Source organism: Roseibium sediminis (genome assembly GCF_008711325.1).
Lineage (GTDB): Bacteria > Pseudomonadota > Alphaproteobacteria > Rhizobiales > Stappiaceae > Roseibium > Roseibium sediminis.
Genome location: NZ_VXDB01000028.1, coordinates 21,985 through 43,134, shown reverse-complemented (window position 1 = coordinate 43,134; position 21,150 = coordinate 21,985). Strand labels below are relative to the sequence as shown.

Here is a 21,150-nt window from a genome sequence, read left to right as displayed (position 1 = left end):
CCCAGGCTAATCATGCACTAACATTCAAACTGGACCGCTTAGGTGGGGCTGATCAGCCTATCGTAGATGAAGCGATTGACCTGATTAAAGAATGCATTGCCCAACGGGGACTGGAAAATTGCCAATATGCTGGCCCTGATACTGATGGCCGAATAACATATCGATCCCAAAATCTAACTGAGCCATACGATAGATATAGATATATAAAGAATTCTTCGAAAGGTGGAATTAGTATTATTCAAGATAAGGACGTAACTTTTATTTACTTTTTCGCTTATGACTTAAGCATATTCAAGGGTTCTAGTCTTGACGAAAACGGATTGTACAATGGAACCGGCGTTAAAGACGAAGGATATATACTCGTTTGCGAACTGGGTTGTAGTTGCAATGAAAAATTCAAAGGATGAGGTCGTGATATGACAGATTCAATTGCTTGCTCCAGTTCATCGGGATGGTTACTACCCTAACAAGACCACCATGCGCGGGATCCGAACTCTCATCTCCCTCGTCACACTTGGCCCTGACCAGAGCGTCCGTAAGCCTTTGAATTCGTTAGATCCGAGACACAAGGCCGAGGATGTTGGCAGAGGCTTTGGGCCCAGCAAAAATCGCCCTCACCGGCTATCGTTGTCGAACTGCCACTCACGCTGTTGACGGATCTTCTCGCCGATCAGGCAGTCATAGGGTTTTGAGAAGGTGATCTGCGCCTTCCAGACCTTCGGCTCGGCGGCATGGTTACCGATTTCGAGCACCAGCTTGCGCCGCACAGCATCCGGGAACTGCGGCCAGTTGGTGACCGGAACGACGAAACTTCCCGGTCCTCCGATCACGCAGCGCCGGTAATACTCATCCAGATCGTCGATATTGTACTGCGATCCGAGACCGCCACTGGTCATCAGCGGCAGGCCGTTGATCACGATGCCTCTGGCAACTGCCATGTCCCGCGCCTCGGTCACGGCCAGGCCCTGATTGTTGGGCCCATCGCCGGAAATGTCGATTACGAGGCGATCAGCGGGAAAAGGCACGTCGTTCAGCAGCAGCATTCCGGCCTGAATGGCCCCGGAAATGGAGGTGCGGCGCGCGCCGAGACTGTTTTCCTCCAACAGGCGGTTGGCAATGGAAACCGCATCAGCCTCGGTTTCAATAACCGTCCAGTCGATGATCTTCTGAAAATGATGATTGCCAGCCCATTCGAAGAAGGTCACGCCGATGCGACCATGCACTCCCTGCCCGATGGCACGCAGAACCTCCGGGCTGGAGATTGCCGCCGCATACCCCTGCCGCTGGATACGCAGTTCGTCAAAGGACATGGACCGAGAGACATCGACCGCCAGAACCAGTGCCACATCGACAGGCTCAGCAGCCTTTGCCGGGAGCCCCCAGCAAAGGACAAGCATGGCAGAAACAATCAGGCGGCATGGACCCATCTTGCGCATGACGGCAAGATTACCCCAAATTTGCCGCCCCGCCCAACAGGCTTTTGGGGCGACCTACCCCCGCCGACGGCCCCGGCGGCGACCGGAACCGCTGTCGGCTTCACGGGCTGCATCCGCTTCAAGATTTGGCGGAGAAACCAGCGGACCGATTTCCGCGATGATGGCTTCCAGTGTCGGGGGCTCGCCCTTCACATGGGCATCGAGCGCGGCGCGCATGGCAACGAGGTGACCGGCAGAGGTACCGCAGCAGCCGCCGATGATCCGCGCGCCTGCATCCAGCGCCATGTGGGTGTATTTGCCCATCAACTCCGGCGTTCCAGTGTAGACGACCTCATCGCCCCTGATTTGCGGAATGCCGCAATTCGCCTTGGCAACAACAATGGCCGAAGGATCGGCCTCCGTGATTTCGGAAATGGCCGCAAGAAGATCGGACGCCCCGACGCCGCAATTGGACCCGATAGCCACAGGCTCACAGGCGAACTCGGACTTCAGCTGCGCCATGCCCTTCGGAGACAGGCCCATCATGGTCTTGCCTGCGGTATCGAAACTGGCGGTGATCACCAGCGGCACGCCCTTGCCTTTTGCAGCTTCTGCAGCCGCCTTCATTTCTTCGGGCGCGGACATGGTCTCCACCCAGAGAATATCTGCTCCACCTTCGATGAGGCCGTCGATCTGCTCTGCAAAGGCCTCGACAGCCTCTTCATAGCTGAGTGCGCCGAGTGGCTGGAACAGCTCCCCGGTCGGGCCAATGGAACCGGCAATCAGAACGTCCCGATCCGCCTCTTCTGCCACCTCGCGAGCCAGACGAACGGCAGCTGCATTCAGCTCCGTCACTCGCCCTTCAGCACTGTGCAGCTTCAACCGGTGCCGGTTGGCCCCGAACGTGTTGGTGAGGATGATATCCGAACCGGCCTCTACAAAGCCGCGATGCAACGCCTTGATCTTCTCCGGCTCGTCAACGTTCCACAGTTCCGGTGCGTCCCCGGAGGTCAGCCCCTTTCCAAACAGGGTCGTTCCCGTTGCCCCATCCGCCAGAAGCGCGCCCTTGCTCGCCAGAAGGTCTTCAAATCTCGACATGTTTCTCTTGCCCGCCCAAGCAGCTTCCGCTGCGAAATTCATGCACCTAGCCAAATAGCAGAACCCGCGCAGATGTCCACGCGGGTTTTGGTATGTTGTGGTCCGCCCCGCCCCGGTCTTTAACCGGGGCCTCGATCCAATCGCAAGTATGCCCCGGATCGGTGTCCGGGGCGGCATCAAACTCACAGCCGTCATCCCGGCCAAGCACCGCGCGAGCCGGGATCGGAGAGCCCCGAACTTCACCTCGACCCTTCCGGGTTCGCCGATCCCCGATCAAGTCGGGGATGACGATGGAGGGATCGGGAACCTAGCTCCGCGGCTTCAGGTTTTCCGGGTCGTACAGCGGTGCGTAGCCGACGCCCATCACTTCGACCGGGTAGCTCTCGGAGAAATACTCCACCTGCAGCTTGCGGCCGACCTGGGCATAAGCCTGCGGCAGATAGGCGAGCGCGATGTTCTTGCCAATCGTCGGGCCATAAGCAACCGAGGTCGTGTAGGAAATGCGGCCCAGTTCATCGACCAGCGTCTTGCCGGTTTCCGGGTCCTGAACCGGCATCGCACCGACCGGGTAACGCTTGACGCCCGATGCATCGGTGTTTTCCGTGATCACCAGCGTGCAGAGCATGGCCGGCTGTTTGTCGCGGGCGCGGTATTCCAGATGCTTTGCCTTGCCCCGGAAGTCGGCTTCCTTGACCTTGGGGCGCGCCAGATCCGCTTCATAGAGATTGTACTGGGTCAAAAGGTCGGCATTCTGCAGACGCAGGGACTTTTCCATACGGCGGGAGTTTGCGTAGGTTTCAACACCAACTGCCATGATGCCGAGGCCGCGCAGCGCATCCCAGACCGCAAGGCCGTCCTCGTATTTCATGTGCAATTCCCAGCCCTGCTCGCCAACATAGGAAAGCCGCAGCGCAGTCACCTGCTTGCCCGCAATCTCGATCTGGCGAATACCCGCAAACGGGAAGTTTTCCGGGTCCAGCCCTGCCGGATCGCCCACCACCTTCTTCAGGTTCTCGCGGGCATTCGGCCCCCAGATGCCGATCGTAGTGAAGTCCTGGCTGACATCGGTGACGGTGACGTCGTAGCCCTTGTCCTCGGCCATGCGGCGCACATAGTGAAGATCGCGCGGCCCGGCATCCGCCCCATCCACGATGCGGCAGCGGTCTTCCATGCGGAAGACAGTCAGGTCCGCCCGCACCATGCCCTCGTCATCCAGGAAGTGGGTGTAGATGCCCTTGCCGATATTGGCGTCGCCGCCAATCTTGGCTGCACACAGCCATTCCATCAGCTCCACATGATCCGGCCCTGCCACATCGAACATGTAGAAATGCGACAGGTTGATGATGCCGCAATCCTCGCTGAGGGCGAGATGCTCGGCATTGGACACCCGCCAGAAATGGCGATTGTCCCACTCGTTCTCGCGGGTCGGAACCTTGTCGCCGTATTTCTCCAGAAGATGATTGTTGGCTGCATACCCATGGGCGCGTTCCCAGCCGCCAAGCTCCATGAAGTGTCCGCCAAGTTCCACTTCCCGCTCATAAAACGGCGATCGCTTGATGTTGCGGCCCGTTGCATAGGGCTCGCGCGGATGGATCGCGGGGAAATAGATCTTCTGCGCCGCTTCCCGGCACCGCCCCTCGATAAACTCTTCGGTCATCTGGTGATCATAGAACCGGGAATAGTCGATCGAGTTGTGATCGATCTCCGTCCGCCCATCGGTCATCCAGTCGGCAATCAGCTTGCCGTAGCCCGGGCCGTCCTTCACCCAGATGGCAACGCAGTACCAAAGGCCGCGCACCTTCTGGCTTTCTCCGCAGGATGGGCCACCAGCCGCAGACACCTGAAGGAGACCGTTGAAGGAGTGACCTTCATTATAGCCGAGTTCAGCAAGAATCGGCGTCAGCTCCATGGCGCGTTCCAGCCCCTCGATCACCTGCTCCATTTCAAGGTCGCGCTGGGACGGCGACAGGCGCGCCTGATCCTTTTCCAGAATGTCGCGCGGGTGGCACATGCGCGGGTTTTCCGGCTCATAGTAGCCCCATTCGATCTGCCCACCTTCCGCGGTTTTGGGATCGCCCGTGTCGCGCATATAGGCCGAGTTGCCCTGGTCGCGCAGCAGCGGATAACCAATGTCCTTGCCGGTGCCTTCAAACTCGTTGAACGGCCCGAAGAAGGTCAGAGGGTGGTCAACCGGCATCACCGGAAGATCTTCACCCACCATATTGGCAATCAGACGGCCCCAGATACCGGCGCAGACGACCACATGATCTGCCATGATGGTGCCGCGATGGGTTTTCACGCCCTTGATCTTGCCGCCCTCGACAATCAGGGACTGGGCGGGCGTGTTGGCGAAGGCCTTGAGTTTGCCCGTCTTTTCCGCTTCATCAACCAGCTTGCCTGCAACCGTCTGCGAGCGCGGGATGACGAGGCCCGCATCAGGATCAAACATGCCGCCCTGCACCTGATCTTCCTCGATCAGGGGGAACAATTCCTTGATTTCAGACGGGGTAACGAGGCGCACATTGGTGCCGAACGCCTTGCCGGAGGTCACCTTGCGCTTGATTTCCTCCATCCACGCATCGTCGCCGGTGCGAGCAACTTCCAGCCCGCCGACCCGCGCGTAGTGCCCCATCTTTTCAAAGAAATCGATGGAATATTGCGTGGTCCAGACAGACAGATAGTCATGGCTCGTCGTGTAGCAGAAGTCGGACGCATGGGCCGTGGAGCCGATATCGGTCGGAATGCCGGACTTGTCGATGCCGACGATATTGTCCCAGCCACGCTCGATGAGATGGTGGGCGATCGACGCGCCGACGATACCGCCAAGGCCAATGATGACTACTCGTGCCTTGTCAGGAAATGCTGACATGTCCTCTTCCTTTTCAATCAACCGGATCCCGGCTTTGATACGCGTTTTCGCCCCTCCTGCGGGGCACAAGCCTTTCAACGTCGCAGCTGACGACGCTGTGTGCTTCGTGAACATTTAGAAGACAGTATTGCGAGTGACCGACAGGGCAGATAGCGTATTTGCGTCACATCGGCATTATCGCCACGACACGACGCTGCCAAAATCAGGTCGGGGCACCGCCTGCAAAGCCGACTTGCAGTGACCAGCCAATGATGGGTGGTCAATTCGTATCATGCCGCAAATAGAGTAGGTTAAGACGGTTATGGGCCGCGACAATTCCCCAAGGCGCATAAGACTCGTTGCAACCATGACAGTTCACTTTTTCAGGGAGTCCATCCATGTCTGATGTCGCAGCATCTTCTGGCCGTCGCGGCAGGTCTGCACGCCGGGATCGCCGCATGACGGGCGGCGGACTGGTCACAACACCCTATATCAGCCGCAACATTCCGAACTATGAAGTCCTCAGTGACGAAGGCGCGGAACGTATCGAAGCCTATGCAGATCGCATTCTGGCCGAAATCGGCATCGAGTTCCGTGAAGATCCGGAAGTGCTTGAGATCTGGAAAAAGGCCGGCGCCGAAGTTACTGGCGAACTTGTCCGCTTTCCAAAAGGCATGCTGCAGGAACTGGTGAAAACCGCTCCTGCACAATTCACCCAGCACGCCCGCAACCCGGCGCGCAACGTGGAAATCGGCGGCAACAATCTGGTGCTCGCCCCGGTTTACGGCCCTCCCTTCGTCACCGACCTCGACAAGGGCCGCCGCTATGGCACGATCGAAGATTTCCGCAACTTTGTGAAACTGGCCTACATCTCGCCGTGGCTGCATCATTCGGGCGGAACTGTTTGTGAACCGGTCGACCTGCCGGTGAACAAGCGCCACTTCGACATGGTCTATTCCCACATCAAATATTCCGACAAGCCGTTCATGGGGTCGGTCACAGCGCCCGAACGTGCCGAAGATTCGGTCAAGATGGCTCAGCTTGTGTTTGGCGAGGAGTTTGTCGACCAGAACTGCGTGATGATCCAGCTGATCAACGCCAATTCGCCGCTGGTCTATGACGCGACCATGCTGGGCGCGCTGAAGTTCTATGCCAAGCACAATCAGGCCTGCATTGTTTCCCCGTTCATTCTGGCCGGAGCCATGAGCCCCGTCACAGTCGCCGGAACGCTGGCTCAGGTTCTGGCAGAAGCCCTTGCAGGCTGCGCCCTCACCCAGCTGATCCGTCCGGGCGCTCCTGTCGTCTTTGGTGCTTTCGTCAGCTCCATTTCCATGCAGTCCGGCGCACCGACCTTCGGCAGCCCGGAAGGCTCTCTCCTGCTCAACGGCGCAGCAAAGCTTGCCCGTCGCCAGAACCTGCCCTTCCGCTCCGGCGGGTCCTTCACGGCCTCCAAGGTTCCGGACGCGCAGTCAGCGCAAGAATCCGCGCAGACCATCACGGCGACCCTGCAGAGCGGCGTCAACTTCTGCCTGCACGCCGCAGGATGGCTGGAAGGCGGTCTGTGCTCGTCCTATGAGAAGTTCATCCTCGATGCCGACCAGCTGGGCATGATGCATGTTCTCGCCAGAGGCATTGATCTTTCCGACGAAGCCATGGCGATGGACGCACTGGAAGAAGTCGGTCCCGGTGGCCACTTCCTCGGCGCGGCCCACACCCAGCGCAACTTCGAAAGCGCCTTCTTCCGTTCGCAGATCGCCGACAACAACTCTTATGAGCAGTGGCTGGCGGATGGCGAACTGGACGCAGCCAAGCGCGCCAACAAGATCTGGAAGGAACAGCTGGCGTCCTATCGCGGCCCGGACCTTGACCCGGCCATCGACGAAGCGCTGCAGGACTTCATGACCCAACGCAAGGCCAGCTTCCCGGACAGCAACGTCTGATCAGCAGCCACTGAGCGTTTGAAAAACAAGGAACCCGGTCGCTGAAAAGTGGCCGGGATTTTTTGCATCTATTTTCGAGCAGCGCCACACTTACGAAGTGGTAACATGCCTCAGCGTCGCCTGAATTCAGGCTTGGTTTTCTTCATGTCTTCAATTTGAATTTGGGAGTTTCCATGCAACATGTCGGCGACATTGAAGTCCTTTCCGAACGCATTTTGGACGACCAGCTAACGGGCAGCGCATTTGTACGCGCTGGCGGACACCTGATCGTCAACGGCCAGATTTGCAGGGATCTGGTTGTGGATGAAGGCGGGACTGCAGTCGTCAACGGACAGGTTTGCGGAGATTTGCGCAACAATGGAACGGTGAAAATCAATGGCAGGTGTGCGGCCGATTGATTGACAGCAGTCACTCCCCATGAAATCTGCGTGGCCCTTGCCCTACCTGTTTCTATCCCCTTGCAGTGAGCTCCAGACTAATGACCTGGCAATGCGTAAAGCAGATCGTGAGCGCAGACGCTCAAAGCAAGGTGGAGTTCCAGACACTTCCGGAAAAGGGTCTTTGCCGTTGGCAGCACTTCGTGTGGTGGCATCCATGTGACATGGATGAGGGCGTGTTCGAGGATGGATTCTGGATGGTTCAGGACACATCAGGGTTGTTCGGCCAGCTACCCGACTGTGAAGTGGAGGCCAAATCAACAATTTCCTGGCTTCAGACAAGCCAATAGACCGGAGACCACCGACACTTCTTATTTACACTTCATCGATAGTTTCCGCAGGGTAATTAATTTTTTTACTGGAACGAAAATGCTTTCAAAGCCCCTGCAACTAGCAAAACCGGCCTTCGCAATCGCCCTGCTTCTGGCGGCGACACCCGCAGCGCTCGCCGATGAGCGCACAGAGCTTTTGCGCTGCGAGAAGCAGATTTGCCAGTCGGTCAATCGCTCGCTGACCAGCGGCAGTCTTTCCTGCCCGATCCGCAAGACATGGTCAGAGGCCGAACTGCAAAAGGCAGCGGCAAAGGCCGGGCTTGACTGGAGCTATGGAGGAGCCATCTGTTCGGTGCGCCTCAAGCTCCCGCGCAAGGACCTGACGGACGCCCTCACCTCGAAGTCAGCCGTCCTCACCTTTCCCGAGCATGTGTTGTCCTGCACCTCGGACAAGGGAGCGCAGTCACAACTTGCAAACGTGACCCTTGCCCCGACAGTTCAATTCCAGAACGGCCACGCGAACCAGACCACCTTCAACGTGGCAAAGATCGACGCGTCCTACGCAGTCAGCGGAGCCCTCTGGACAGCTGCCGGCCTGCACGACAACACCTCTATCTTCCAGGAAGACCTCGCCAGCGAAATCAACAAGCTGCTGCAGGTAAACTGCAAGAAATACGAATAGTTACAACCAGACCGCTCAGCTCCACTCGCGCAGGCAAGCCCTCACCCGGTCGGCAGTCCATCCCTCCGGCAGCCATTTTTCAAGGACCGGGACCGATTGCTCCGGTGCGATGCGCAAGATGAAGTCGTTCCCAACCTGTGTGATCGCAACGCTCGGCCAGCGCAGCAAGATGTCGCTTTTGGCGCCGATCAAGCGCAAGCCGTCCTTGCTGAGCCGCGCCGTCCCATCCTGTGAACTGGCGCGGAGAAACTCTGCGGGACCCGCCCATGCAAGCAGCCGGTCTTTAGCGTATTTCTGAAACCATCGATGGGCGAAATAGCCGATGTAAAAGGCGATCAGCTGGGATTGCGTCACCACCCCGAAAACGAACAGCACCGCGGGCAGAATGACCAGGCTGGAGCGCGCCAGTTCAACGACAAGATGATCTTTCGGGCTCTTCAGTCCCAACTTTCGCAATCGCCGCAGCGCGCGGGAGGCATCAATCTGCGAATACGTGATTTCAAGAGTGTCGTCTCGCTGTTCGTCTGCCAATGTCCTGACCTGCCATAACCTGAGGGGGCTTCCTGCCCCCCGATAGCCGACCAAGGCGATATTCCGCAACGGCAGACTTTCGAAAGCCCACCGAGACTTGTTGGTACATGTTGCACAAGAAGCGCTTTGCTACTGCAGTTTTCATCCTTGTAAATCAAAACAATTTGAATTTAATGGTACGTAGAAAAACGAAGACAGCTCAGGGAGCTTGGGAAGTGCTTGAAGAATTCAAGGCGTTTATCGCCAAGGGTAACGTAATGGACATGGCCGTGGGCATCATCATCGGTGCTGCGTTCACGGCAATCGTCAAATCCATGGTCGATGACCTGATCAACCCGATTATCGGCCTGTTTACCGGCGGTATCGATTTCACGAACAATTTCGTGGTCCTCAGCGGCGGCGAGGCAACCTATGCCTCCCTCGAAGCAGCGCGTGAGGCCGGTGCGGCGGTGTTTGCCTACGGCTCCTTCTTCATGGCCGTCTTCAACTTCCTGATCATTGCCTTCGTGGTGTTCATGCTGGTCAAGAACGTGAACCGGATCAAGGCCATGGCTGAAAAGGAAAAGGCCGAAGAGCCTGCAGCTCCGGCCGGTCCGAGCGAAATCGATCTGTTGACCGAAATTCGGGACGCATTGCGCAAGTAAGACATTTCGCCCTACGAATGTGCAAGAAGACCCGCCACCGCGCGGGTCTTTTTCGTTGTGCGTCCAAGGCGATTGGGGGCTCTCCGCCCTCGACCCGAACACCAAAACGGATTATCAGCGCGGCACACACGCGATTGTAACGTTTTGCGATACAATTCATCCAAATCAATTGCCGGAAAGCCCTGTCATGTCCCCTTCCGATCTCGTTTCCCAGGTCAAGGAAAAGACCAACCACCACCTTGCCTGGCTACGCGACGACGCGCTTCCGATCTGGGGCAGCGCCGGACGGATTGCCGAAACAGGCGGTTTTGCCGAAACGATCTCGCTGGAAGACAAGACGGCAACCAAGAGTGATTGCCGCGCGCGCGTCATGCCACGGCAGATCTATTCCTTTATCGAAGGCGGACGCCTCGGCTGGACCGGTGAGTGGACCACAATCAGCCGCACCGGATACGACTGGTATCTGAAGACCTATTTCAAGGCGGATGGAACGGTGATTTCCAGTGCCGCGCTGGATGGAACGGTCACGGACGACAGGTTCGACCTCTACAATCAGGCCTTTGCCCTGTTCGCCTTTGCCAATGTGGCGGCGATCTACGAGGACCTGCGGGAGGATGCACTTTCCCGAGCTCATACCATGATGGACTATCTGCAAGACTCGCTGGCTCACCCGGAAATCGGCTTTCGGGAGGATAATCCGGACCGTCTGCCGCTGTGTTCCAACCCGCACATGCATCTGTTTGAAGCCATGTTGGCGCTGGAAGCGGTGGAGCCGGATGCCCGCTGGACAGACGTTGCCGACATGATCGGTGAACTTGCCCTTACCCGTTTCATCGACCCGGTGAGCGGCGGCCTGCGCGAGTTCTTCGATCACGACTGGTCTCCCATGCCCGGCGAGAAGGGCCGGATCATGGAACCCGGCCACCAGTTTGAATGGTCATGGCTTCTGGCCCGCTGGGGCACGTCCCGCAAGGAGCCGATTGCCCTGCACGCTGCCCGCCGCCTGTACCAGATCGGCCGCACCCATGGCATCGACCGCGATCGGCAGGTCGCCATCATGTCGCTTTACGATGATTTCTCGGTTCATGATCCCCTTGCCCGCCTTTGGGGCCAGACGGAATGGATCAAAGCAGCCTGTGCGCTCGCCTGCCTGTCCTTCGGGGTGGAGCAGAGCGCATATCAGGAAGACATTGTCTCCGCCTGCGAGGCTTTGGAGGAGTATTACGCCGATGTTCCTGCCGGGCTCTGGTACGACAAGTTTCAGGCAGATGGCACCTTCAAGCAGGAACCGGCTCCTGCCAGCTCATTCTACCACATCGTCTGCGCGATCAGCGAACTGAAGGCCTACGCAGATACGCTTTAGGGGCACAACACCCCACAAGACCCTCATCAAAACGCGTTGATGACGAAAGTGCAGCAGGAAAAGACGCAAATCGTCTTTTCCTGCCGAAGCATGGCCTCTATAGACAGGCTCACATCCTCCTCCACCCGAAACCGAAAGCAGGCAGGGAACATGACAACAGCACAAGTCATTGACGGAAAAGCGGTTGCCGAGTCCGTTCGCGAAGAGATTACCCGCCGGTCGAAAGACCTCCTGGACAATCACGGCACCCGCCCCGGACTTGCTGTCGTCATCGTTGGTGAAGACCCTGCCAGCCAGGTCTACGTTCGCAACAAGCAGAAGACGGCAGAGGCCTGCGGCTTTCACTCAGTCAAGCACGCGCTCGCGGCAGAAACCTCGGAATCCGATTTGCTTGCCCTTGTCCAGAGCCTGAACGAGGACAAGGCCATTCACGGCATTCTGGTTCAGCTGCCTCTCCCCGGTCATATCGACGAGAGCAAGGTTCTGAACCTCATCAAGCCGGAAAAAGACGTCGACGGCTTCCATCCGATCAATGTCGGGCTTCTCACTGCCGGTGAACGCTCGTCCGCCCTTGTTCCCTGCACGCCTGCCGGCAGTCTCGTGCTGATCAAGCGCGCACTTGGCACGGACCTGTCCGGCAAGACCGCGGTGGTTGTTGGTCGCTCCAACATCGTCGGCAAGCCGATGGCCAGCTTGCTGCTTCAGGAAAGCTGCACGGTCACCATCGCCCACAGCCGTACGAAGGACCTGCCGGATGTCGTCCGCGCTGCAGACATCGTGGTCGCAGCTGTTGGTCGCCCGGAAATGGTCAGGGGCGACTGGATCAAGCCGGGTGCAACGGTCATTGATGTGGGTATCAACCGCGTTCCCACACCGGAAAAGGGCGAAGGCAAGTCCCGCCTCGTCGGCGACGTTGCCTACGAAGAAGCTGCGGCCCACGCTGGTGCCATCACGCCGGTTCCCGGCGGTGTCGGACCGATGACCATTGCCATGTTGATGGCCAACACGGTCACCGCCGCCCGCCGTCAGCTCGGCTTGCCGGAAGCTGAGCCGATCTTCTGATCGCCCTTTGCGGGTTACAATAGTGATGATTCATGGAGCTCGAACCTGTGCCGGTCGGGCTCCATTTTTTCCGCTGCGTCATTTTGGCAATTTTTCCCACGGACGTTACAAACGCTCGGGTAACAGAGATTTTTAACGCTCAATCCCTACGATTTCTGATAGGGATTTTTCAGGGCACACACTTTATAGTGCCATGATTGCCTGCGATGCAGGCGGGGATGGAGCCAACCCGTGTACAGGCGGCAGTGAGTGAAGAGTAGACCGTCGGAATTGAGCGTTTCGACCGGCAATCGCGAGAGCTTTTGCCGGAACGGTATTGCTGTGCTTTCCGAACGCACGAAACAGTCGGCCTCCCGTCTCGCAAAATCGGTGTTGCTGGCAGGAACTGCGCTCTTTCTCGCCTTTTCCGTCCCTTCCAGCCCGGCGCATGCCTTCGAGATCTTCGGACTGAAGTTTTTCGAGCCCGATCGGGACGAGACCCCAGCGGTTGAAGATCCGTTTGCCTATACCGCGGACCTGACTGTGACGGGCACAGCAGACTCGGGACTGGAAGAGACCCTGCGCTCCCGTTCTGGTCTTGTTTCGCAGGTCGAGACGCCGCCGTCCGGCGTTGCCGGCATGATTTCGCGCGCCCTGTCGGATCGCGAGCGACTGATCGGCCAGCTTTATTCGGAAGGCTATTACGGCGGCACGGTGAACATCCGTCTCAACGGCACGCCGCTTGAAACCGCTCTTGAAACCGGAAGTGTTCCTGGCGCCTCTCCTGCAAAGGTCGCCGTTTCCGTTGATCCCGGACCGCAGTTCCAGTTCGGCGATGTCTCCATCCAGTATGAAAGCCCGGACGGAGCGCAGCCCGATCTGCCGCAGAGCGCTGCCGATTGGGGCCTGCGCCCTGGTGCGATCGCCAAGTCTGGCGAAGTCCGCACGGCCGAGGGCCGCCTGACGACCGATCTGCGCGATCAGGGCTACCCCAAGGCCCGGATCGCGGAACGCATCATTGTTGCCGACCATGCGACAAAAACCCTTGATGTAACGCTCAAGGTCGTTCCCGGATCACAGGCGCATTTCGGCCCCGTCTCTGTATCGGGAACCGAAGTTACAGATCCCGATTTCGTGGCGACCTATGCGATGCTGCCGGAAGGCGCGCGCTATTCACCCGAAGAATTAGAAAAGGCGCGCAAGCGACTCAATGAACTCGGCATTTTCGGCTCTGTTCGCTTTGTCGAAGGCGATGAAGTCGGCCCCGACGGTTCTCTGCCCGTCACGATCGAAGTCACCGAGCGCAAGCGCCATGTGATCGGTGCCGGGGCTTCTTGGTCCAGTTCGGAAGGTGTTGGTCTGGAGGCCTATTGGCGCCGCCGGAACCTTTTCGGTCGAGGCGAGCTTTTGTCCGTTGAAGGATCGGTCGGACGGATCGGAAACAATGACATCGGCCAGATGGAATATTCGGCCCGTGTTGCCTTCGAAAAGCCCGGCGCCTTCGGTCCGCTGACGAAGTTCACGACAAGCCTGACGGCAAAACAGGAAAACCCGGATGCCTATACCAGTCGCTGGGTGACCTACGATGCCTATTACCATCGCCGGTTCAGCGAACAGCTGAACGGACGTCTCGGTGCTGCTGTCACCTATGCAAACGAGGAAGATGTCTTCGGGAATTCCGACTATCTTCTGGTCAGCACACCCGGCGACCTGACCTGGGACACGCGTGACGACAAGCTGAACCCGACCAAGGGTATTTTCAGTGTCATCGCCATTGAGCCCGCCTATGACACGCTTCAGCAAAACGCCATGCTGTTCGTGCGCGGAACAGCGTCCAGCTATGTCGCCCTTGATGACGCGAAACGCTTTGTCCTGGCAGGCAAGGTCTCAGCCGGCAGCGTTATAGGGCCGGACATTCAGGATATTCCAGCCAACCGGCGTTTCATTGCAGGCGGCGGCGGATCGATCCGCGGTTATGCCTATCGCAATGTCGGCCCGCGGGTGAACGGCGAGATTGTCGGCGGCCGGTCGCTGGTTGAACTCTCTGGCGAGGTCCGGATCAAGGTCACCGACACCATTGGCATCGTCGGCTTTGTGGACGCCGGTAACGCCTATGAAGACGAGGTTCCGGACTTTTCCGAACCGTTCAAGATCGGGGTTGGTGCGGGTATCCGCTACTTCACGCCGATCGGTCCCCTGCGTGTCGATGCGGCCATTCCGCTTGACCCGGGCAAGGACGATCCAGATTTCGCCCTATATGTAGGTTTAAGTCAGGCCTTCTGACACCCTTGATTCCTTTCGGCCCGTGGTCATGAAATTCTTGCGTCTGTTCTTTAAGCCTGTTTTCAAAGGCCTTCTCTGGCTTTTTGCTGCGGCCATTCTGCTGCCTGTCGTGGCGATTGGAATGCTGGTCGTCTTTCTGCAATTTCCCTACGGCCAGAAAACAACGGCAGGGCTCATCAGCTCGCTCGCCTCTGATCAGGCGCGCTCCGTCACCCTTGAGAGCCTGAAGGTCAGCCCGGGACTGAGCGACATTCAGCTGGCTGGTCTGGAGGTTGGCGACAAGAACGGCATCTGGCTTGATATCGACACCCTCGGCGTGTCGTGGTCGCCCCTGAAGCTCTTCAGCAGGACGGTTCATGTTGCTTCCATCGAAGCAGGCCAGATCGCAGTTGCCCGCCCGCCCCTGCCTTCGCCGGACGAGGCTCCGTCGTTTGAAGACGAAACAGCCACCCCGGATACGCTTCCTCTTGGGCTTAAACTGCAACTCGATTCCCTGTTGGTGAGAACACTCGACATCGGCGAAAGTTTTGCAGGCGAGCCCCTGTCATTTGAGGTCAGGGCCAAGGCAACTGCAGTGCCGTCCCCTCTGGCCGTTACCGGTGACCTTTCTCTGGCCCGTAACGACGGCATCGATGGCAGCATTGCCGCCAAGGCGACCTTTGTGCCTTCGGATCGCGTTCTCTCTTTTGACCTCGATGTCCATGAGCCGCGTGGCGGCCTCATTGCCGCCCTCGCACAGATGGAAGGGCTTCCGGCGCTGGATATCTCGCTGTCCGGCAGCGGTCCTGTCGAGGACTGGGCCGCCCAACTCGAAATCGCGCTGGATGGGCGAAAGACAGCCTACGGAACCGGCCGCATCGGCGAAACGACCAGCGGCTATGACGTCGATTTCGACCTGTCCGGAGAACTGGAACCGCTGGCGCCGCCTGCGTTTTCCGCATTTCTCCTCGGCACCACCATGGCCAAGGGCAAAGTGGCCCTGACGCCGGAATTCCTGCCTGTCAGCGGTAATGTCAACCTGTCGACCCAGACGGTGAAACTAAAGGGGGACGGTGCCTTCAACGCGAACACCCAAGCCCTTGAAGCCAAGGTCTTTTCGGAGATTTCTGCAGGCGAAGGCGCGCTGATCGCGCTGCAGCTTGCGGATCGCGACATTACTTTCGGGCCGCTACGCCTCGGCGTTCTGGCCAAGGGGGCGTTGTCAGACCTCAACTGGTCAGTCGACATGCAGTCCGATACGCTTGTTCTGGCGGAAGCCCGCTATCAATCAGCAACACTCGTTGCCTCCGGCAAGGGGGCCGCCGTGTCTAGCGAGGGTGTTGTTTCTCCGATCAAGATCAACGCAGCTGTCGACGGCTTGAAAGTGGACGGTATTGACCTGCCGACCTTTGACGGCAGTCTCAAGCTGGATGTCGATGGCACTTTGGAAACAGAGACCGAATCCGTCAATCTGGCAACTGCACGTCTGACCAGCAACCTTGCAACCGTCGACCTGACAAGCCTTGTCTTCACGCCGAATCAGGCGGATGTGAGCGGCAAACTAAGAATAGCAGACCTCTCCGCATTCAACGCCCTTTCAGGACAGACGCTTGCCGGTGCCATTGGCGGGAGGTTTGAGGCGAACGCCTGGCCGCAAGACAAGACATTCAAGGCGCGGATTGACCTGACAGGCCATGATGTCAAATCCGGATTTGCCCAAGTCGACGGCATTCTTGGTAGCCGGACCCATGTCAGCGCCGCCCTTGGCGTCAGCGGTCCCGACCGACTAGATCTTGAGTCCGTGTCTGTATCCGGCGATGCACTTTCGTCTGCCTTTTCCGGGCATATCGACAAGGATCAGCTGTCCCTGAACCTGAAAGGCCAGCTTTCTGACCTGTCGCGCATAGATCCGCAACTTGGCGGCTCAATTGATTTCGAAGCCGATGCCTCTGGTCTGGTGAGCGAACCTGATCTGGACGCAAAGGCGCAATCAAACCGGATCGTCCTGTCCGGTACGCCCCTCACCGACTTCGAACTGAACGCCAAAACCCACCTGTCGCGCGACAAGCCGACAGGATCCTTTGATATCGGCGGCCTGTTGGGAGAGCTTCCCCTCAAGGTCAAGGCTGATGTGGAACAGTCCGGTGAAGCCACCGCGATCAGCCCGATTCTGGCAAGCCTTGGCGCTAACAGGGCGGAAGGCCAGTTCAAGATCACGGACATGGCACGCGCGGTTGAAACCCTTGACGGGGAACTGACCATCACAGCGGAAAACCTGAGTGAGCTTTCTCCGCTGCTGCTGACAGAGATCGGCGGGACGTTGACCGGCAAGATCGTTGCCGGTGTCCAGGAAGGGGAGCATCAGATCAAGGTGTCCCTGCGCGGGAATGGACTGGACATTATCGACAACTCCGTCGCCAAGCTCTCGCTTGATGCCACCGTTCCGACCCCGATTGATCCGACCACCTTGCGGGCCCACATTCAGGCGACCGACATCTTTGCAGGATCACAGGCGATCCACTCCGCTGTTGTCACGGCAGAACCCGGTCCGTCCACAACGGCTCTCGCCGCAAAGGTTCAGCTTTATTCCGGCAACTCAGGCGACGGCCTTTCCGCCAAGGCCAACCTTGCCGCGATCGAGGATGGTATCGAGCTCGACCTGAAAGAGTTTCGGGGCAGTTTCGAGGGATTGAAGACCAGCCTGGCTGCACCGACAAAGATCGTCCAGCAAGCAGGCACAACCACCATTTCGCCCCTGGCCTTGGCCCTTGGAAGCGGGCAGCTCGTCTTGTCGGGCCGTGTCAGTGACACGCTGAATGTGGATGCGAAACTCAAGCAGATTCCAATTGCCCTTGCGAACGCTTTCAGTCCGGGCCTCGGCCTTGCAGGGACGCTCGACGGAACAGTTCAGGCGCAAGGCAGCACGAGCGCTCCCGTGGCCAGCTGGACGATTTCCGGCGCGGGCCTGACGGCAACACCGCTGAAGCAAAACGGGCTTTCGCCACTGGCGCTTTCGTCTTCCGGAAAGCTGGCGGACAACAAGGTCACACAGCAAACATCTATCTCCGGCTCAGATGGATTGAAGCTGGCCGCCAATGGCACCGTCGGCCTGACCGCCCCACAGCCGCTAAATCTGTCCGTGAACGGCTCGATTCCTCTCGCCAGCTTGAGAAAACCGCTCACGCAGGCAAGCCTTTCCGCAGTCGGGGCATTTACCGTCTCGGGATCAGTTAGCGGCAATGCAAAGGCACCGGCCTATGCACTCGATGTCAAACCGGCCACCGTCACCGTCACCAGCCTTGCCAACGGCATGAAGCTGCAGGACGTCGCCGGTGGCATTCGCGTCACGCAGGACGGAATTGCGGTAAATTCCGTAACGGCCAACCTCTCCACCGGCGGCAGCTTGTCCGCATCGGGAAGTGTCGGCCTAGGTGACGGAATGCCCGCTGATTTGACGGCAACCATTCGGGATGGACGCTATCTCCAACCCGGCCTGCTTGCGGCGACCGTGAACTCCCAGATCAGCCTCAAAGGCCCGCTCGCGAGCGCTGTGGCTTCCGCTCTGGTTCAAGGCAACATTCTGATAAACCGCGCAGATATCTCAATCCCCGAAAACCTGTCCGGGGCCGTTTCACCCGTTGCCATTCAACACGTCAACGCCCCCTCTGCGGTACAAAGGCAGTTCGAGGAAATGGGCGGTGAGAAACCCGATGCAAAGGCACGCGAGAGACGCAACGCCCCTCCTCGTCTCGATGTGACAGTGTCAGCTCCGGGGCGCATTTTTGTTCGCGGCCGCGGCCTTGATGCCGAGCTGGAAGGCAATTTGAGAATTGCCGGGACCACCGACAATCCGCAAGCCGTCGGCGCTTTCAATCTACGCCGTGGACAACTGGACATCCTGACACGCCGGATGCTGTTTTCGACCGGCACTGCCACCTTCTCCGGATCCTTTACGCCCGTGATCAATTTCGTGGCCACAACCACCGTGGCCAGCACCCAGATCAACGTCCGCGTGTCCGGCGAGGCCAGCGATCCGGAAATCTCCTTCACCTCGTCTCCAGAACGTCCTCAGGACGAAGTTCTCGCGCTCCTGCTATTCGGGAAGAGCGTCGGCAATCTTTCGGCGATACAGGTAGCTCAGCTTGCAGCTGCCATTCGCACTCTGACAGGCGGCAGCGACAATGGCCCACTGGCGCAGATCCGCCGTTCCTTGGGGCTCGATGCAATCGACATCAACACGGATAGCGATGGCGAAACATCGGTATCTGTCGGCAAGTACATCAACGAGAATATTTATCTCGGGGTGGAACAGGGGACCGGGTCGGACTCCAGCCGTGTTCAGGTCGACATCGATCTTGACCGGGGCCTCAAGTTGCGCGGCGAAGTTGGGGCCGACGGCTCCTCGAAAGCCGGTATCTTCTTTGAAAGAGAGTATTGACGCTGTCAATTTGCTCCATGGCATGCCCCATGTCCGTCATTACCTTGCGCAGGTCCGACACTGCGGTTGCAGCGCAGCTACACGACATGCAAGGGTGGCATTCACGACCGAAGGCTTGAAACTCCGAACCGAGTGTGGAGACTAGGGATGAACATAACCTATCTGAAGGAGTTACCAGAGACCGGCATGACTGAGTGCAGCGACTACACAATCGGAGAACGCATTTGCCGGGCTCGTGATGCTACCGGACTATCGACGGCGCAGCTTGCCAGACGGCTTGGCGTGAAGTCGTCAACCCTTCAGGGCTGGGAAAGCGATCGTTCGGAACCACGCTCAAACAAGCTGGTCTTGCTCGCAGGATTGCTGAATGTCAGCCCCACGTGGCTGCTCGTTGGGCGCGGTGCCTCGCCTGTGATGGATGAAACGGCGAGCGAAATCGAATTGCTGCGCCAATCCCTGGACAAGGTTCTGAAACAGGCTGCCACCCTGACTGAAGAACTCGCCCGCCTTAAAGCTCAGGTAGACGACCTCACCTGATTGCATCTGCGGCAAAGCGACAGGAACAATCTTTCCTTTGCTTTCGACCTTGCGAACTTATTGTCCCCCGCCTATCACTTTAGTCAGATAATGTGATCACAAAGCCGCTGGGCTTGTGACAAGGCACGGGAGTGAAGAATGTCGCTTGATCCGACACTGGTGAGGAATGCCAATTTCATCAATGGTTCGTGGAAGGAAGCACAAGGCGGCAATACGCTTGCAGTGACCAACCCGGCGACAGGTGCGGCTATCGGTCAAATCCCGAAATTTGGCCGAGCAGAAACGGCAGACGCGATAGCAGCAGCACATGACGCGCAAAAAGCATGGCGACGCCTGACTGCCGATGCGCGCGCCGAACATATGCACCGGCTTTGCGACGCAATCATGAACCAGATCGATGATCTGGCGATCCTCTTGACCACGGAAATGGGCAAACCCTTGGCTGAAGCCAAGGGGGAGATTGCGCTTGGCGTAAAGTACATCCGCTTCTATGCCGAAGAAGGCAAGCGAATCTACGGCGACACAATTCCTTCCCCCTGGGCGGATCGCCGTTTGCTGGTGACCAAGGAGCCAGTCGGAGTTGCCGGTGCAATCACGCCGTGGAACTTCCCGAACTCCATGATTGCCCGCAAGCTTGGGGCAGCCCTTGCTGCCGGTTGCACGATTGTGATCAAGCCTTCCGAATTTACTCCCTACTCTGCCCTCGCCTTCGGTGTCATGGCGGAGAAGGTCGGACTGCCGAAGGGTGTGATCAACATTGTGACCGGTGACGCTGCCGCCATTGGCGACGAGATGTGCGAAAATCCGAAGCTGCGCAAGATCACGTTCACGGGCTCGACCCGCGTCGGCAAGCTTCTGGCGGAGAAAGCCGGTCGCCACATGAAGAAGATATCGATGGAGCTGGGCGGCAATGCACCCTTCATCGTGTTTGACGATGCAGATCTGGACAAGGCTGTGGCAGGCGCCATTGCCTCCAAGTTCCGCAACAGCGGGCAGACCTGCGTGTGCGCAAATCGGGTTTACGTTCAGTCCGGTGTCTACGACGCCTTTGCTGCAAAACTGACGGCCGCAATTGAAGCGGAGTTGAAGCCGGGCAACGGGCTGGAAGCTGGAGTAACCCAAGGCCCGCTCATCAACGAAGCTGCCGTGGAAAAGGTAGAAGCCCATCTCAAGGATGCACTCGATAAGGGTGGCAAGCTGCAGACCGGCGGCTCCCGCGTTGGAAATGTCGGCACTTTCTTTGCCCCAACCCTCGTCACCAATGCATCCACCACCATGCGCGTTGCACGGGAAGAGACATTCGGTCCGCTTGCTGTTCTCTTCAAGTTCGAAACCGAAGAAGAAGCAATTGCGCTGGCCAATGACACCGAATACGGGCTTGCCTGCTATTTCTACACCAGTGACCTTGGCCGCTCCTTCCGAGTGATGGAAGGCCTTGAATACGGGCTTGTGGGCGTAAACGAAGGTGTGATCACCACTGAAGTTGCTCCGTTCGGCGGTTTCAAGGACAGTGGCATCGGCAACGAAGGCTCAAAATACGGGCTGGATGATTACCTGAACATCAAATACGCCTGTATTGGCGGCCTGGGCATCTAGTCATCACGCACGCCTAATAAAAAAGGTTCGCCGGGGCTCTTCGGCG

General features: G+C 58.3%; 16 protein-coding genes. 12 read left to right on the top strand and 4 right to left on the bottom strand.

Annotation, left to right across the window (positions count from 1 at the left end; genetic code table 11):
* Positions 1 to 407 (top strand): hypothetical protein (locus tag F0155_RS23480; RefSeq protein ID WP_161599855.1); only part of this gene is annotated, 407 nt, incomplete at its 5' end.
* A gap of 207 nt (positions 408 to 614) precedes the next feature.
* Here F0155_RS23480 and F0155_RS20380 read toward each other — a convergent pair.
* The 3 genes from F0155_RS20380 to F0155_RS20370 all read right to left on the bottom strand — a co-directional run bounded on the left by F0155_RS20380 (position 615) and on the right by F0155_RS20370 (position 5,382).
* Positions 615 to 1,436, bottom strand: coding sequence for a DUF1194 domain-containing protein (locus F0155_RS20380; RefSeq protein WP_244303556.1), 822 nt, complete (start codon positions 1,434 to 1,436; stop codon positions 615 to 617).
* Positions 1,437 to 1,490: 54 nt separating this feature from the next.
* Complete coding sequence (bmt, locus tag F0155_RS20375) at positions 1,491 to 2,513, bottom strand: betaine--homocysteine S-methyltransferase (RefSeq protein WP_150526413.1); 1,023 nt, start codon at positions 2,511 to 2,513, stop codon at positions 1,491 to 1,493.
* 307 nt (positions 2,514 to 2,820) lie between these two features.
* Positions 2,821 to 5,382 carry a GcvT family protein gene (locus F0155_RS20370; protein ID WP_150526409.1) on the bottom strand — a complete coding sequence of 854 codons (2,562 nt, stop codon included), beginning with the start codon at positions 5,380 to 5,382 and terminating at the stop codon, positions 2,821 to 2,823.
* 377 nt (positions 5,383 to 5,759) lie between these two features.
* Between F0155_RS20370 and F0155_RS20365 the strand changes: the two genes are divergently transcribed.
* The 4 genes from F0155_RS20365 (at position 5,760) to F0155_RS20350 (ending at position 8,692) form a co-directional block, all read left to right on the top strand.
* The gene (locus tag F0155_RS20365) at positions 5,760 to 7,301 is read left to right on the top strand and encodes a trimethylamine methyltransferase family protein (RefSeq protein ID WP_150526408.1); all 1,542 of its coding nucleotides are present in this window, start codon (positions 5,760 to 5,762) and stop codon (positions 7,299 to 7,301) included.
* Positions 7,302 to 7,474: 173 nt separating this feature from the next.
* On the top strand, positions 7,475 to 7,699 hold the full coding sequence (locus F0155_RS20360) for a hypothetical protein (protein WP_150526407.1): 225 nt from the start codon (positions 7,475 to 7,477) through the stop codon (positions 7,697 to 7,699).
* Between the two features lie 80 nt (positions 7,700 to 7,779).
* Complete coding sequence (locus tag F0155_RS20355; RefSeq protein ID WP_150526406.1) at positions 7,780 to 8,028, top strand: hypothetical protein; 249 nt, start codon at positions 7,780 to 7,782, stop codon at positions 8,026 to 8,028.
* A 79-nt stretch (positions 8,029 to 8,107) separates the two neighbouring features.
* On the top strand, positions 8,108 to 8,692 hold the full coding sequence (locus F0155_RS20350) for a hypothetical protein (RefSeq protein ID WP_150526405.1): 585 nt from the start codon (positions 8,108 to 8,110) through the stop codon (positions 8,690 to 8,692).
* Between the two features lie 15 nt (positions 8,693 to 8,707).
* Here F0155_RS20350 and F0155_RS20345 read toward each other — a convergent pair whose 3' ends face one another.
* On the bottom strand, positions 8,708 to 9,223 hold the full coding sequence (locus tag F0155_RS20345) for a hypothetical protein (RefSeq protein ID WP_150526404.1): 516 nt from the start codon (positions 9,221 to 9,223) through the stop codon (positions 8,708 to 8,710).
* A gap of 215 nt (positions 9,224 to 9,438) precedes the next feature.
* Between F0155_RS20345 and mscL the strand changes: the two genes are divergently transcribed.
* The 7 genes from mscL to F0155_RS20310 all read left to right on the top strand — a co-directional run bounded on the left by mscL (position 9,439) and on the right by F0155_RS20310 (position 21,104).
* On the top strand, positions 9,439 to 9,867 hold the full coding sequence (gene mscL, locus F0155_RS20340) for a large conductance mechanosensitive channel protein MscL (RefSeq protein WP_150526403.1): 429 nt from the start codon (positions 9,439 to 9,441) through the stop codon (positions 9,865 to 9,867).
* A 187-nt stretch (positions 9,868 to 10,054) separates the two neighbouring features.
* Positions 10,055 to 11,230: an AGE family epimerase/isomerase gene (locus F0155_RS20335; RefSeq protein ID WP_150526402.1), complete on the top strand. Its 1,176-nt coding sequence runs from the start codon at positions 10,055 to 10,057 to the stop codon at positions 11,228 to 11,230.
* A gap of 150 nt (positions 11,231 to 11,380) precedes the next feature.
* Positions 11,381 to 12,292 carry a bifunctional methylenetetrahydrofolate dehydrogenase/methenyltetrahydrofolate cyclohydrolase FolD gene (gene folD, locus F0155_RS20330; RefSeq protein WP_150526401.1) on the top strand — a complete coding sequence of 304 codons (912 nt, stop codon included), beginning with the start codon at positions 11,381 to 11,383 and terminating at the stop codon, positions 12,290 to 12,292.
* A 249-nt stretch (positions 12,293 to 12,541) separates the two neighbouring features.
* Positions 12,542 to 14,554: an autotransporter assembly complex protein TamA gene (locus tag F0155_RS20325; RefSeq protein WP_208999396.1), complete on the top strand. Its 2,013-nt coding sequence runs from the start codon at positions 12,542 to 12,544 to the stop codon at positions 14,552 to 14,554.
* 28 nt (positions 14,555 to 14,582) lie between these two features.
* A complete protein-coding gene (locus F0155_RS20320) occupies positions 14,583 to 18,971 on the top strand; it encodes a translocation/assembly module TamB domain-containing protein (protein ID WP_150526400.1) in 4,389 nt (1,462 codons plus the stop codon).
* Positions 18,972 to 19,118: 147 nt separating this feature from the next.
* Positions 19,119 to 19,508: a helix-turn-helix domain-containing protein gene (locus tag F0155_RS20315; RefSeq protein ID WP_150526399.1), complete on the top strand. Its 390-nt coding sequence runs from the start codon at positions 19,119 to 19,121 to the stop codon at positions 19,506 to 19,508.
* Positions 19,509 to 19,646: 138 nt separating this feature from the next.
* Positions 19,647 to 21,104: an NAD-dependent succinate-semialdehyde dehydrogenase gene (locus F0155_RS20310; protein ID WP_150526398.1), complete on the top strand. Its 1,458-nt coding sequence runs from the start codon at positions 19,647 to 19,649 to the stop codon at positions 21,102 to 21,104.
* The last annotated feature ends 46 nt before the right edge of the window (positions 21,105 to 21,150 follow it).

Coding starts and splice junctions, on each gene's coding strand:
- F0155_RS20360 (WP_150526407.1), top strand. CDS start 7,475: ATGCAACATGTCGGCGACATTGAAGTCCTTTCCGAACGCATTTTGGAC.
- folD (WP_150526401.1), top strand. CDS start 11,381: ATGACAACAGCACAAGTCATTGACGGAAAAGCGGTTGCCGAGTCCGTT.
- F0155_RS20350 (WP_150526405.1), top strand. CDS start 8,108: ATGCTTTCAAAGCCCCTGCAACTAGCAAAACCGGCCTTCGCAATCGCC.
- F0155_RS20310 (WP_150526398.1), top strand. CDS start 19,647: ATGTCGCTTGATCCGACACTGGTGAGGAATGCCAATTTCATCAATGGT.
- F0155_RS20365 (WP_150526408.1), top strand. CDS start 5,760: ATGTCTGATGTCGCAGCATCTTCTGGCCGTCGCGGCAGGTCTGCACGC.
- bmt (WP_150526413.1), bottom strand. CDS start 2,513: ATGTCGAGATTTGAAGACCTTCTGGCGAGCAAGGGCGCGCTTCTGGCG.
- F0155_RS20335 (WP_150526402.1), top strand. CDS start 10,055: ATGTCCCCTTCCGATCTCGTTTCCCAGGTCAAGGAAAAGACCAACCAC.
- F0155_RS20315 (WP_150526399.1), top strand. CDS start 19,119: ATGAACATAACCTATCTGAAGGAGTTACCAGAGACCGGCATGACTGAG.
- F0155_RS20380 (WP_244303556.1), bottom strand. CDS start 1,436: ATGCGCAAGATGGGTCCATGCCGCCTGATTGTTTCTGCCATGCTTGTC.
- F0155_RS20320 (WP_150526400.1), top strand. CDS start 14,583: ATGAAATTCTTGCGTCTGTTCTTTAAGCCTGTTTTCAAAGGCCTTCTC.
- F0155_RS20355 (WP_150526406.1), top strand. CDS start 7,780: ATGACCTGGCAATGCGTAAAGCAGATCGTGAGCGCAGACGCTCAAAGC.
- F0155_RS20370 (WP_150526409.1), bottom strand. CDS start 5,382: ATGTCAGCATTTCCTGACAAGGCACGAGTAGTCATCATTGGCCTTGGC.